Here is a 12,627-nt window from a genome sequence, read left to right as displayed (position 1 = left end):
CAATGCCGCCAGGGGCCCCGCGATCGCGCCCGATCAACAAGCGCTGAAGTTGCCGAGCCGCTATCCAGCCCAAGACATTCGGTGAGCCTGATGCAACCGATTTCCCCGGACCGCGCCGGTCGCGTCCCTGATGAGCCCGCCAAGGAAGATCAGAGCCGTGGGACCGTGGACTCGACCGACGAGCTCGAGATGATCCGCGTGGCGATCATCGAGGACGATCCTGCGACGATCGACCTGCTACGATCGGCAATCGAGCCGGCCGAAAATATCGAAATCGCGGCGGTGGCGCGCAACGTCATGACCGGCGTGAAGTTGATCGCCGCGGGCGGATACGATGTGCTGTTGTGCGACCTGGGGCTGCCCGACGGTAGTGGCATCGCGCTGATACGCGAGTCCGCCATCCGATATCCGGCGGCCGACGTCATCGTCATCACGATCTTCGCCGACCAAGCCAAGGTGCTCGACAGCATCAAGGCGGGTGCGCGCGGCTATCTGCTGAAGGACGAACAATTCGCGGATTGCGTCGAAGGCATTCGCGAAATCCGCCGGGGCGGGTCGCCAATCAGTCCGATTATCGCCCGCCAGTTGCTGCTTCAGATCCATCCGGCGAGCAGGGCTATTATCGCTCCGCTGAAGGAGGGGTTGTCGCCACGCGAACTGGAAATCCTCAACCTGCTCGCACGCGGCTTCAGCAACATCGAGATCGGCGAACTGATCTCGATTTCGAAGCTGACCGTCGGCACGCACGTCAAGAACATTTATCGCAAGCTCGAGGTCAATTCGCGATCGGAAGCCGTGTTCGAAGCATCGAGCCGCGGCATCATGAATGCGCATTGACGCGGTAGGGCGGCGTTACCGGGTGACCCCGATCATCGCGTCCATCGCCGCGCTGGTGCTGCTCGTCACCCTTGTCCTGTGCTGGTCGGGCCGGGACGGGCCCGCTGCGGCCGAGACTGAAGTGGCGCTCGATTATGGCGCGGTCGATTTCAGTTTTTCGGATGCGGCAACTATTCCGATCGGCGGCTGGCAGCCGGGCAAGCTGCCGGATTTCCGTTTATTGAGCGCGGCCAAGGCGCGAGGCAGCGATCCCCCGCACGTATGGGTGCGCGCGCGATTTGACCGCTCGATTTTCGGCGAACGGCCGCTGGCGCTCCACACCGAAATGGTGCGCGACAGCTACACGGTCTATCTCAACGGCACCGAACTATACCGCTCGCGCGCCGACCCCGGCGACCAGTCGTTCAGCTGGAATCGCCCGCTCTACGTGCCGCTGCCGCCTGCGATGCTGCGCCCCGGCGGCAATGAGATCGTCTTTCGGGTCGAGACGCTCGCTCCCAATCTGCTCGGCCTTGGGGCGCTGCATATCGGCCCCGATCGCGTCGTGCGGGCCGGCTTCAACAGCCAGTTGTTCTTCAGCAGTATCGCGCCGCAGATCGTGTCGGGCTATTTGTTGATCCTGACGATCGGCGCGCTGTCGTTCTGGGTGAAGCGGCCGAAGGATAACATCTATGGTTGGCTGGCGCTTGTCGGCCTCGTGTGGCTGTTCCGGAATCTTCAATATTTCGTCCAGGAACCGCCGATCGAGCGGGTGTTGTTCTGGACCGCGTCGACCGACGCGATATTCGTGCTGATGGCCGCCGTTTTCGGATTCGCGGCAGCCTATTTCGCGCTGCCCCGTGCCCGGCTGATACAGGGCGCGGTTTTTGCAATGTGCGCGGTGGAAATCTTCGTCCGCCACCAATTGGTGGCCGCGGGTCGCAGCGAGTTGCCGAGCTTCCTGCTGACCGTCCCGATGACGGCGACGATGATCGTCCTGCTGGCCTGGGCATGCGTCAAGAAGCCAACCTCGCAACATTGGACGATGTTCGGCGCGATCCTCCTGTCACTCGCCTTCTCTTTCCACGACATGCTGTTTTCGTTCAAAGTCTCGCGGGGCGCCGGGCTATTTCTCCAGCCCTTTGGCGGACTCGCGATCTTCGCGGCGTTCGACGTGGCGCTGACATCGCGATTGCAGACTGCCCTGGTCGACGTTGAAGACGTCAACCTGAAGCTCGAAGCCCGCGTCGCCGAAATCACCGCGAGCCTGGCCGAAAGCGAAGATGCGCGCGCTAAACTGCAGGTCGCGCACGCCGTTGATGGCGAACGCGAACGAATGATGCGTGAAATCCACGACGGGATCGGGTCCAGCCTGCTCACCGCGCTCGCCCACGCCAAGCATCGCAACGAATCGCCCGAAACGATCGCGACGCTGAAGCGCTCGATTACCGACCTGCGCATCGGCGTCGATTCGCTCGAGCCGATCGGCGGCGACGTCGTGGCGCTGCTCGCCAATTTGCGGCACCGGATGGAACGCGAGCTGAAAGGCGCAGGACTGGCGTTCGTGTGGAAGGTCGAGGCGGCGCCACCCCTGCCCTGGCTCGACCCGGTCGGCGCGCTGCACATTCTGCGCATCCTGCAGGAAACGATCGGCAACAGCCTGCGCCATTCGGAAGGGGCGACGATCGAGGTCCGCTGTGCACCGTCGAGACGGGACGGGGCCGCTGGCGTTCTGATCGAGATCGCGGACAACGGCGTCGGCTTCGATCCCGCCAGCACCTCGCGCGGCAAAGGCCTTGCCAACATGGCTGCGCGTGCGGAAGCGCTGAACGCGAGCTTATCCTACACCAGCGCGGTCGGAGGAACGACGATATCAATCTGGTTGCCGTTAGAGCGAGCTCCGGCAGAGATCGGCGAGCCGGCGTCCTGACCTCTCAGCTCGGCATCGGCGCTGCGGGGCTTCCCCGAACCTGATCGGCAGCTATACCGACCGGCAATGAAGACGCTTGTCGATCCGTCCAATGCGCTTGCGCAAGGACTCGCCGCAATCCGCAGCCAGTTCAAGGTTCCCGCCGCTTTCCCCCCGGACGTGCTCGCCGCCGCCGAAGCAGCCGCAAAGCGTGCGCCGACCGAGCATGTCGATCGCACCGACCTTTCATTCGTCACGCTCGACCCGGCGACCTCGACCGATCTCGACCAGGCTTTCGCGATCGAGGCGGCCGGGAACGACCTGTTGCTGCGCTATGCGATCGCCGACGTGGCGTGGTTCGTCGACGACGGGGGCGCGATCGACGTCGAGGCATGGACGCGCGGCACGACGCTCTATCTACCCGACGGCAAGGCGGGATTATATCCGCCGGTGTTGGCCGAAGGCGCCGCGAGCCTGCTTCCCGACGGGCCGCGCCCTGCGGTCATCTTCATCGTCCGGGTCGCACCCGACGGATCGGTCAAGCTCGATGGCGCCGAGCGCGCGGTGATCCGCAACCGCGCCAAGCTCGCATATGACAGTGTCCGCGACAGCGACCTGCCGCCCGACTTTGCCGAACTCGCGCGGCGTATCACCGCGGCGGAAGATGCGCGCGGCGCCTCACGCGTCGATCCGCCCGAACAGGAAGTCGACCGGCAAGCCGATGGCAGTTTCGAGCTGCAATTCCGCCCCCGTCTGGAGGCCGAGGATCGTAACGCGGCGCTGTCGTTGGCGACCAATCTGGCGGTGGCCGACGCATTGCAGGCGCATCACACCGGGCTTTTCCGCGTGATGCCCGCGCCCGACGCGCATGCGGTCGGCCGGTTGCGCAATACCGCCCGCGCCTTCGGCCTGTCCTGGCCCGCCGATGTTTCGCTCGAATGTTACGAGAACGGGCTGAACGCCAACGATCCGCGCCAGGCCGCCTTCATGCTGGCGATCCGGCGCGCGGGCGGCGGGGCAGCTTATCAGCCCTATCGCGACGGCGTCGTGCCTTGGCACGCACCGATGGCGGCGACCTATGCCCATGCGACTGCGCCGCTTCGCCGGCTGGCTGACCGGTATGTCGTGCGTGCCGCGCTCGCCGTCGCCAACGGCCAGCCGGTTCCGGAGGTCGTTGCGCAAGCCTTCGAGAAACTGCCGCCGGTGATGGCGCATGCCGACGCGACCGGCGGCCAGATCGACCGTGCGGTGATCGATCTCGCCGAGGCGGCGGCGCTCAAGGACCATGTCGGCCAGATATTCGGCGCGGTCGTGACCGATCTCGACCAGAAAGGGGCGCGAATCCAGTTGAGCGACTTGCCCGTCGTCGCGCGGGTCGATGCCCATGGCGTCGAGCCGGGCGACACCGTCCGCGTCCGCCTGACCGGCGCGGACCCAAACCGCCGCGCGATTACCTTCGTCCGGATCAACTGACCCTAACAGGGCTTTGCCTGCCTAAAGAAAGCCGAGCGGTGACCCGGGACGCTGGGTCCCTATGTAGGCGTCCGACAAATAGTGCATTTCCGGCGCACGCGATTAACGTGCGCCCTCGAAAGGTGTTTCGACGCATGGCGACCCGGCCGCTGGCCTCTACCGACGACCTGATCCAGCCTGCGACGCTGACGCACCTCGAGCGGCTGGAAGCGGAGAGCATCCATATCCTGCGCGAAGTGGTGGCCGAGGCGGAGCGTCCGGTGATGCTCTATTCGGTCGGCAAGGACAGTGCGGTAATGCTGCATTTGGCGCGCAAAGCCTTTTACCCTGCTCCACCGCCCTTCCCACTTCTCCATGTCGATACGACCTGGAAGTTCCGCGACATGTATGCGTTGCGCGATCGCGCCGCGCGCGAGGCGGGGATGGAATTGCTCGTCCATCATAATCCCGACGCGATGGCGCGCGGGATCAACCCATTCGATCACGGCGCGCTCCACACCGATATGTGGAAGACCGAAGGCCTCAAGCAGGCGCTCGACAAATATGGCTTCGACGCGGCATTCGGCGGTGCGCGGCGCGACGAGGAGAAGAGCCGGGCGAAGGAACGCGTTTTTTCGTTTCGATCGGCCTCGCATCGCTGGGACCCCAAGAACCAGCGGCCCGAACTCTGGCATCTCTACAACGCGCATAAGGCCAAGGGCGAAAGCATCCGCGTCTTTCCGCTGTCGAACTGGACCGAGCTCGACATCTGGCAATACATCCATCTCGAGGGGATCGAGATCGTCCCTCTCTATTTCTCGGCGCCACGCCCGACGGTCGAGCGCGACGGCCTGATCCTGATGGTCGACGATGACCGCTTTCGGCTCAATCCCGGCGAAGTGCCGGTCGAACGCTCGATCCGTTTCCGCACGCTCGGCTGCTACCCGCTGACCGGCGCGGTCGAGAGCGAGGCGGCGACCCTGCCGCAGATCATCCAGGAAATGCTGCTGACGACCACCTCGGAACGCCAGGGCCGCGCGATCGACAAGGATGCCGGCGGCGCGGGCATGGAGAAGAAGAAACAGGAGGGCTACTTTTGACGCGCCACGTCATGCGCAGCGTGACGCAGCGTCAACCCCGGCGCAGGCCGGGGTCGTGCGCCTCATGCATGAGCCTTCGATCGCCAGCGGCCCCGGCCTTCGCCGGGGCGACGGAATAAAGACATGACCGCCACCTACCGCCCCGATGCCCTGATCGCGCAGGACATCGACGAATATCTCGCGCAGCATCAGCGTAAGACGTTGCTGCGCTTCATCACGTGCGGATCGGTCGATGACGGCAAGTCCACGCTGATCGGGCGGCTGCTCTACGACAGCAAGATGATCTTCGACGATCAGCTCGCCCAGCTCGAAGCCGATAGCAAGCGGGTCGGCACGCAGGGGCAGGAGATCGACTTCGCGTTGCTGGTCGACGGGCTCGCCGCCGAGCGCGAACAGGGCATCACGATCGACGTCGCCTATCGCTTCTTCGCGACCGAGAAACGCAAGTTCATCGTCGCCGACACGCCCGGCCATGAGCAATATACCCGCAACATGGTCACCGGCGCATCGACCGCCGACCTCGCGGTGATCCTGATCGACGCGCGCAAGGGCGTGCTGACGCAGACGCGACGGCATTCGTACCTCGCGCACCTGATCGGCATCCGCCACATCGTGCTGGCGGTAAACAAGATGGACTTGGTAGGCTACGATCAGGCGACTTACGACGCGATCGTCGCCGATTATGCCGCGTTCGCGAAAAGCATCGGGATCGAGGAGTTCACCGCGATCCCGATTTCGGGATTCAAGGGCGACAATATCACCGCTTTGTCGGGCAACACGCCCTGGTATGCCGGCCCGACGCTGATCGAGCATCTCGACACGGTCGAGCTGGACGCCGATGCGGATCGCGCCAAGCCGTTCCGTATGCCGGTGCAATGGGTCAACCGCCCAAATCTCGATTTCCGCGGCTTTGCCGGGCTGATTTCCGAAGGGACGATCGCGCCGGGTGACGCGGTGCGCATCCTGCCGTCGGGCAAGACGACGCGGGTCGAACGCATCGTGACCTTGGACGGCGATCTCGACGTCGCCGTGGCCGGTCAGTCGGTCACGCTGACCCTGGTCGACGAGGTCGATTGTTCGCGCGGCGACGTCATCGCCGCGGCGGACTCCCCGCCGCAATCCGCCGACCAGTTCGAGGCGACAATCGTCTGGATGTCGGACGAGGAACTGCTCCCCGGGCGCGGCTATTGGCTCAAACTCGGCACGCAGACCGTCGGCGCCAAGATCCACCAGCCGAAATACCAGATCAACGTCAACACGCTCGAACAGATCGCCGCGAAGACGCTCGATCTCAACGCGATCGGGGTCGCCAACCTGGTCACCGACAAGCCGCTGGTGTTCGAGCCCTATGGCGACAGCCGCGAACTCGGTGGGTTCATCCTGATCGACAAGCTGACCAACGCCACGGTTGCCGCAGGCATGCTGCACTTCGCGCTGCGCCGCGCGCGCGACGTTCATTGGCAGTCGGTCGACGTCACGCGCGAAGCGCATGCCCAGCAAAAGGGCCAGGAACCGAAGGTGCTGTGGTTCACCGGCCTTTCGGGATCGGGCAAGTCGACCATCGCCAATATGGTCGAGAAGAAGCTCTATGCGCTCGGGCGCCACTCCTACCTGCTCGACGGCGACAATGTCCGCCACGGCCTCAACAAGGATCTCGGCTTCACCGATGCCGACCGGATCGAGAATATCCGACGGGTCGGCGAAGTCGCCAAGCTGATGACCGATGCCGGGCTGATCGTGCTGACCGCGTTCATCTCGCCGTTCCGCGCCGAACGCGACATGATCCGCGCGATGTTGCCGGAGGGCGATTTCGTCGAGATCTTCGTCGACACGCCGATCGAGGTCGCGGAGGCGCGCGACGTCAAGGGCCTCTACAAGAAGGCGCGCGCCGGAGAGATCCGCAACTTCACCGGCATTTCGAGCCCGTACGAACGCCCCGAACGGCCCGAAATCGTGATCGACACGACGCGCGAGACGCCGGAGGCGGCGGCCGAGCGCATCGTCGAGCATATCATGGGCGTATGGAGTCCCGATCTGTGAGCTGGACCCAGGCCGATGCCGACTTCGCGGCGGAAATCGCCGTGGCGGCGGGGAAATTGCTGCAGGAAGTGCGCGCGTCGCGCGATTGGGAGCCCAAGGAGCTCGGCAAGGCAGGGGATGCCGCTGCCAACGAGTTGCTGTGTCACGCCATCAGCATCGAGCGCCCCGACGACGGCTTGCTGTCGGAAGAGCGCAAGTGCGATGGCAGCCGCCTGACCAAGTCGCGAACCTGGATCATCGACCCGGTCGACGGCACGCGCGAATATGGCGAGGCGCGCGACGATTGGGCGGTCCATGTCGCTTTGTGCATCGACGGACGCCCCGAACTCGGCGTGGTCGCGCTGCCCGATGCCGGGTTGGTGCTGCGCTCCGATGCGCCCCCTGCCCTGCAGCCGCTCAACCATCCGCCGCGAATGGTGATCAGCCGCACGCGGCCGGCCGCCGAAGCGATCGCGGTGGCCGAGGCGATCGGCGCCGAGCTGGTGCCGATGGGATCGGCCGGTGCCAAGGCGATGGCGGTCGTGCGCGGCCTTGCCGACATCTATCTGCACTCGGGCGGACAGCACGAATGGGACAATGCCGCGCCCGTCGCGGTCGCGCTCGCCGCCGGGCTGCACGCGACGCGCCTCGACGGCTCGCCGTTCGTCTATAATTGCGCCGAAACCTGGGTCCCCGATTTGCTCATTTGCCGCAAGGAATTGCTGGCTGAAGTGACCGAGGCGCTGCGCGCCACAGCCGCGGCGAACTGAAATCCAAGGCCGCCCCGCCGCTTATCTGCGACCGTTTGTTTCGCCAAGGCGAACCCCTATAGTGGCGGCATGACCGTCGATCCCGCCCGCCAGACGCCACGCTTCGCGCGGCGTCGCGGCGAGATACTCGACGTCGCGTCGGACCTGATCAACGTCCACGGCACGCGCGGCATGACGCTGACGGCGGTGGCCAAGGCGATGGGGCTCGATACGTCGAGCGTGACCTATTATTTCAAGCGCAAGGACTTGCTGGCCGCTGCCTGTCTGGAACGTACCCTGCTCCAGTTACGCGACAGCGCCGCGGCGGCAGCGCACGAGGGCGATCCCCGATCCCGCGTCCGCGCCTTCCTGCACGATCAGTTCCAGACGCATTTGCGTCAGCGCCTGCCTGGGGAGGCCAAACTGGCGCTGCTGTCCGACATGCGGGCGCTCGATCCCGACACGCGCGCGCCGCTCGACACGCTCTACGCGGATATGGCGCGGCTGGTGCGCGGCTTCTTCGACTATGGCGACGCGCCCAATGCGGAATCGCGCGTGCTGATCGCCAGCTCGGTCCTGATCCACAACGTACATTGGATGCCGGCTTGGCTGCCCCATTATCTCGAACGCGATCTCGATCGTGCCGAGACGCGGTTGTTCGACATCCTCGACCGCGGGTTGGGCGCGGCTGGCGAGTGGCCGGTCGATATCATGCCGCTCGACCCGCCGAATGACGGCGACGCGCAGACGCGCTTCCTCCATGCCGCCACCAACCTGATCAACCGCGAAGGCTATGTCGGCGCGAGCGTGGAGAAGATCGCCGCGGAACTCGGCGTGTCGACCGGCAGCTTCTACCACCACCTCGACAACAAGGACGATCTGGTCGTCGCCTGTTTCGATCGCAGCTATGCGCTGCTCGATGCAGCACAGGCGCGTGCCGATGCCGCCGGCAGCGACGAAGGCGAGCGACTGGCGATCATGGTGTCGAGCCTCGTCGCGCTGCAATTCGCCGCCGACAGCCCGCTGCTACGTACCAGCGCCTATCAGGCACTCCCGGTAGATTTACGCGAATTCATGCTGCAACGGACGGACCGCGTCACTCGGCACATAGCCGGTACGATCGCCGACGGCGTCGCCGACGGATCGGTTCGCGCGGTCGATCCTGAGATTGCCGGACACTCGATTATGGCCGCGATCGACGCCGCCGCATCCTTGCGCCGTTGGGCAGGGCAGCGCCCACTGGGCGATGCCGTTGCGCAATTCTCGGCGGCTTTGCGATCCGGCATCTTCCCAACCTAGTCCCGTCGCGAGGAGAACCCCGTGCCCATCTACGAACTCGACGGAAAGGTCCCCGTCATCGGCAGCGGCGTTTGGATCGCCCCCGATGCGCATGTCATCGGCGAGGTCGTGCTGGGCGACGATGTCGGAGTGTGGTTCGGGACAGTGATCCGCGGCGACACGTCGCTGATCTCGGTCGGCCGCGGCACCAATGTCCAGGATGGGACCATGCTCCATTCGGACTATGGCGTGCCGCTGGCGATCGGCGAAGACTGCACGGTCGGACACCACGCCATCCTGCACGGCTGCACGGTCGGAAACCGAGTCCTGGTCGGCATGGGGGCGACTGTGCTCAACCAGGCGGTGGTCGGCGACGAATGCGTGATCGGCGCCAATGCCCTGGTCACCGAAGGAAAGACGTTCGAAGCCGGTAGCCTGATCGTCGGCTCCCCTGCCCGCGCGGTGAAGACGCTGGAGCCCGACAAGCGCGCGTTCCTGAAGGCGTCGGCGGATCATTACATCGCTAACGCGCATCGCTTCGCCAAGGGACTGAAGCGGATCGATTGAAGCCAATCGATCGGCCACCCGTTAGTCGTCACCCCGGCCTTGTGCCGGGGTCCAACCCTCCACAACGGAAAACAGCCGTTGTTGCACGTTGGATGCCGGGACAAGCCCGGCATGACGATTGCGGTTAGGCTAAGCGCTCAGCTTCCCTTCGCTACCCATGCCGTCACGCCAGGCCGCAGCCGATCCGCCACCGCCTTTCGTACCGCGATCGCCGCCAGCGCGCGCTTGGCGCCGCCGCGCGAGCTGACGGGCAGGTTCTTCTCGGCATAAGCATTGATCTTGCCCGGCATCGCCGGATCGTTCGAACCCGCGCCCAGGCTGACGATGAAGCCCGCCCGGGTGCTCGCCTCCAGCACGCCGTTGACTAGGTCGGCGTTGGCGACGGCGAAATCGAACGCCATCTCCGGATGCTTTCCGGCCACCGCGCGCAGGATGGTCGGCTTCTGTTGCGCGGTAAGCACGTCGGTCTTGACCAGTTCGAGCGCCTTCTGCGCCAGCGCCGGGTCCTTGGCCGCGCCGAGCAGGCGGACATATTCGTTCTTCACCACCGGATTGGTTTCGGTCTTGAACAAGGTCAGCAACTCGTCCCAGTCCGCCGCGCTCGCATTGCTGGCGAAGGTGCCGAGCATCGGCCCGCGAATCGCCGGCGGGATCGCGGCGCTGTCGGTCTTGAGTTTGGCGACCCATTCCCGGGCGCGCTTCAACACTTCGGGATCGCCCGCCGCGCCGAGCCGGCCGACCAGTCCCTCGCGCAAATTGGTGACGAGAGGCGACTCGCCGGCCTTTTGCTCGTAACCGATCCGGGCCAGCACCGGCCCGAGCCGCTTGATCGTCAGCGCATCGACCTCCTGCTGCAGCGGGGTGTTGGTATAGAGGCCCGACAGCGAGCCGAGCTCGCCCGAGACCAATGACCATTCGAGCGGATTGGCGTCCTCCGGAATCGCCGCGAAGGTCGCCGCCCAGTCCGAGAAATCCTGGTCGCCCGAGCGCGCCAGCGCGAAATCGTCGCCCAGCGTGCCCAGCCGGTCGGCCACCGCCAGCTTGCCGTAATTGGCGACAAGCGCGGCATGTGCTGCGTCCGAATAGCGCGCCCGCAGATAACTGCCCTTGCCGACATTGAGCACGACCGGCCCGCAGCCCGGTACGGTGACGTCGGTCTTGGCGCCCGTCGCGATCGCGCTGACTGGAGCACCACCGATCGTCCCGACGCGCAGTGGCACGCGCCAGCTCTGCGGCGCCTTCGACGCCTCGTCGAGTCCGAACCGGCCCTGCGCCAGTGACACGATGGTTTTGCCGTTGATGCATTTGCCGTCGGTCAAGGTGATCAGCGGCACGCCGCCCTGCAGCGTGAAGTCGTGCGCACTGTCGCTGATCTTCACGCCCGACGCCGCCTCCAGCTCGGCCCACAGCATGTCGGTCTGCGTATTGCCGTATTTGTACTTGGCCATGTAGCGGCGGATGCCGTCGCGGAACTTGTCCGGCCCCAGCGTCGACTCGATCATCGTGATGACCGCCTGGCCCTTGTTATAGGTGATGTTGTCGAACGCCTCGCCGATCTGGTCGACGGTCTCGACGTGACGGATGATCGGGTGGGTCGCCGAGGTGGCGTCGATCGCCAGCGCGCCTTCACGGTCCTCGCTGACCGCGCTCTCGCGGGCGAACCAGCCGGGATTGAGGTCGTAGGACGCCTTGTTCTCCATCCACGAGGCGAAACCCTCGTTCAGCCAGAGATCGTCCCACCAGTTCATCGTGACGAGATCGCCGAACCATTGGTGCGCCATTTCGTGCGCGACGACGGTGAAGATGCGCTGTTTGTCGCTTTCGGTCGACCGCTTCGCGTCGAACAGCAGTTCCGGCTCGAAATAGAAGATCGCGCCCCAATTCTCCATCGCGCCGAAGAACTGGCTGGTGCCGGGACCGGCGATCATGTCGAGCTTCGGCAGCGGATAAGGCTGGCCGAAATAGTCGTTATAATAGGTCAGCAGCCGCTTGGCCGAGGCGAGCGCGTAATCGCCCTGATCCTTGACGCCCTTGCGCGTGATGACGCCGATCTCGGTGTTGCCGGCCATCACCGTTTTGCGCTCCATGTCGCCCATGCCGAGGAACAGCAGGTAGCTCGACATGATCGGGGTCTGGCGGAAGCTATAGAGCTGGGTGCCGTCGGGACGGTTGGTCATGGTCGCGGGCATGTTGGAAAAGGCAAGTTGCCCCTTGGGCGCCACCGCCGACAGCTTGAACTTGGCCTTGAAGCTCGGCTCGTCCCACATCGGCGCGAAGCGACGGGCGTCGGGCGCCTCGAACTGCGTCGCCAGCATCCGCGCCTTCGACCCGTCGTCATTGGTATAGTCGATCGCGAAGAAACCGGCCGCCGATTCGTTGATCTTGCCCGTCCAGGCGAAGGTGATGACATGGTTTCCGAGCTTGGCCGGCGCCGGGAGCGTCAGGGTCAGTTGCTGCGCTTCGTTGTCGAGCTTGAACGGCACCGACTTGCCGTCAATCGTCGCACGGCTGATCGTCATGTCGGCGGCATTGAGGACGATCGTGCGGACCGCCTTCTTCACAGCGACATTGACTGTCTCGGTTCCGGTGAAGGTCATCTTCTGCGCGTCGGGGTTTACCGTGATGTCGTAGGACACCGGCACGACGTCGGTGGGCAAACGCGCCGCGGCGAGTGCCGGGGCGGACACGGTGGCGAGTAACAATGCGGCAGTGACGGCGATTTTCATGCGATTTCCTG

General features: G+C 65.0%; 9 protein-coding genes. 8 read left to right on the top strand and 1 reads right to left on the bottom strand.

Features of this window, described 5'->3' with window-relative positions; all coding sequences use genetic code 11:
- Positions 1 to 90 precede the first annotated feature (90 nt).
- The 8 genes from Q0L25_RS07500 to Q0L25_RS07465 all read left to right on the top strand — a co-directional run bounded on the left by Q0L25_RS07500 (position 91) and on the right by Q0L25_RS07465 (position 9,890).
- Positions 91 to 837, top strand: coding sequence for a response regulator transcription factor (locus Q0L25_RS07500; RefSeq protein WP_296613005.1), 747 nt, complete (start codon positions 91 to 93; stop codon positions 835 to 837).
- A 22-nt stretch (positions 838 to 859) separates the two neighbouring features.
- Entirely contained in the window at positions 860 to 2,746 is a 1,887-nt protein-coding gene (locus tag Q0L25_RS07495) for an ATP-binding protein (protein WP_296613003.1), read from the top strand.
- A 66-nt stretch (positions 2,747 to 2,812) separates the two neighbouring features.
- Entirely contained in the window at positions 2,813 to 4,198 is a 1,386-nt protein-coding gene (locus Q0L25_RS07490; protein ID WP_296613000.1) for an RNB domain-containing ribonuclease, read from the top strand.
- 134 nt (positions 4,199 to 4,332) lie between these two features.
- Entirely contained in the window at positions 4,333 to 5,277 is a 945-nt protein-coding gene (gene cysD / locus Q0L25_RS07485; RefSeq protein ID WP_296612998.1) for a sulfate adenylyltransferase subunit CysD, read from the top strand.
- A 123-nt stretch (positions 5,278 to 5,400) separates the two neighbouring features.
- Complete coding sequence (cysN, locus tag Q0L25_RS07480; RefSeq protein WP_296612996.1) at positions 5,401 to 7,317, top strand: sulfate adenylyltransferase subunit CysN; 1,917 nt, start codon at positions 5,401 to 5,403, stop codon at positions 7,315 to 7,317.
- Complete coding sequence (locus tag Q0L25_RS07475; RefSeq protein WP_296612995.1) at positions 7,314 to 8,066, top strand: 3'(2'),5'-bisphosphate nucleotidase CysQ; 753 nt, start codon at positions 7,314 to 7,316, stop codon at positions 8,064 to 8,066. The genes cysN and Q0L25_RS07475 overlap by 4 nt, the downstream gene beginning before the upstream one ends.
- Before the next feature lie 69 nt (positions 8,067 to 8,135).
- On the top strand, positions 8,136 to 9,344 hold the full coding sequence (locus tag Q0L25_RS07470; protein ID WP_296612993.1) for a TetR/AcrR family transcriptional regulator: 1,209 nt from the start codon (positions 8,136 to 8,138) through the stop codon (positions 9,342 to 9,344).
- Positions 9,345 to 9,365: 21 nt separating this feature from the next.
- Positions 9,366 to 9,890, top strand: coding sequence for a gamma carbonic anhydrase family protein (locus Q0L25_RS07465; RefSeq protein WP_296612992.1), 525 nt, complete (start codon positions 9,366 to 9,368; stop codon positions 9,888 to 9,890).
- 137 nt (positions 9,891 to 10,027) lie between these two features.
- Here Q0L25_RS07465 and Q0L25_RS07460 read toward each other — a convergent pair whose 3' ends face one another.
- Positions 10,028 to 12,616: a M1 family metallopeptidase gene (locus Q0L25_RS07460; protein WP_296612990.1), complete on the bottom strand. Its 2,589-nt coding sequence runs from the start codon at positions 12,614 to 12,616 to the stop codon at positions 10,028 to 10,030.
- Between the last annotated feature and the right edge of the window lie 11 nt (positions 12,617 to 12,627).

This window comes from Sphingomonas sp. (assembly GCF_024508665.1).
GTDB lineage: Bacteria > Pseudomonadota > Alphaproteobacteria > Sphingomonadales > Sphingomonadaceae > Sphingomonas.
Note: the sequence above shows the minus strand (reverse complement) of the source record. Positions and strands in the feature narration are given on the sequence as shown.

Coding starts and splice junctions, on each gene's coding strand:
- Q0L25_RS07470 (WP_296612993.1), top strand. CDS start 8,136: ATGACCGTCGATCCCGCCCGCCAGACGCCACGCTTCGCGCGGCGTCGC.
- Q0L25_RS07500 (WP_296613005.1), top strand. CDS start 91: ATGCAACCGATTTCCCCGGACCGCGCCGGTCGCGTCCCTGATGAGCCC.
- cysD (WP_296612998.1), top strand. CDS start 4,333: ATGGCGACCCGGCCGCTGGCCTCTACCGACGACCTGATCCAGCCTGCG.
- Q0L25_RS07490 (WP_296613000.1), top strand. CDS start 2,813: ATGAAGACGCTTGTCGATCCGTCCAATGCGCTTGCGCAAGGACTCGCC.
- Q0L25_RS07460 (WP_296612990.1), bottom strand. CDS start 12,616: ATGAAAATCGCCGTCACTGCCGCATTGTTACTCGCCACCGTGTCCGCC.
- cysN (WP_296612996.1), top strand. CDS start 5,401: ATGACCGCCACCTACCGCCCCGATGCCCTGATCGCGCAGGACATCGAC.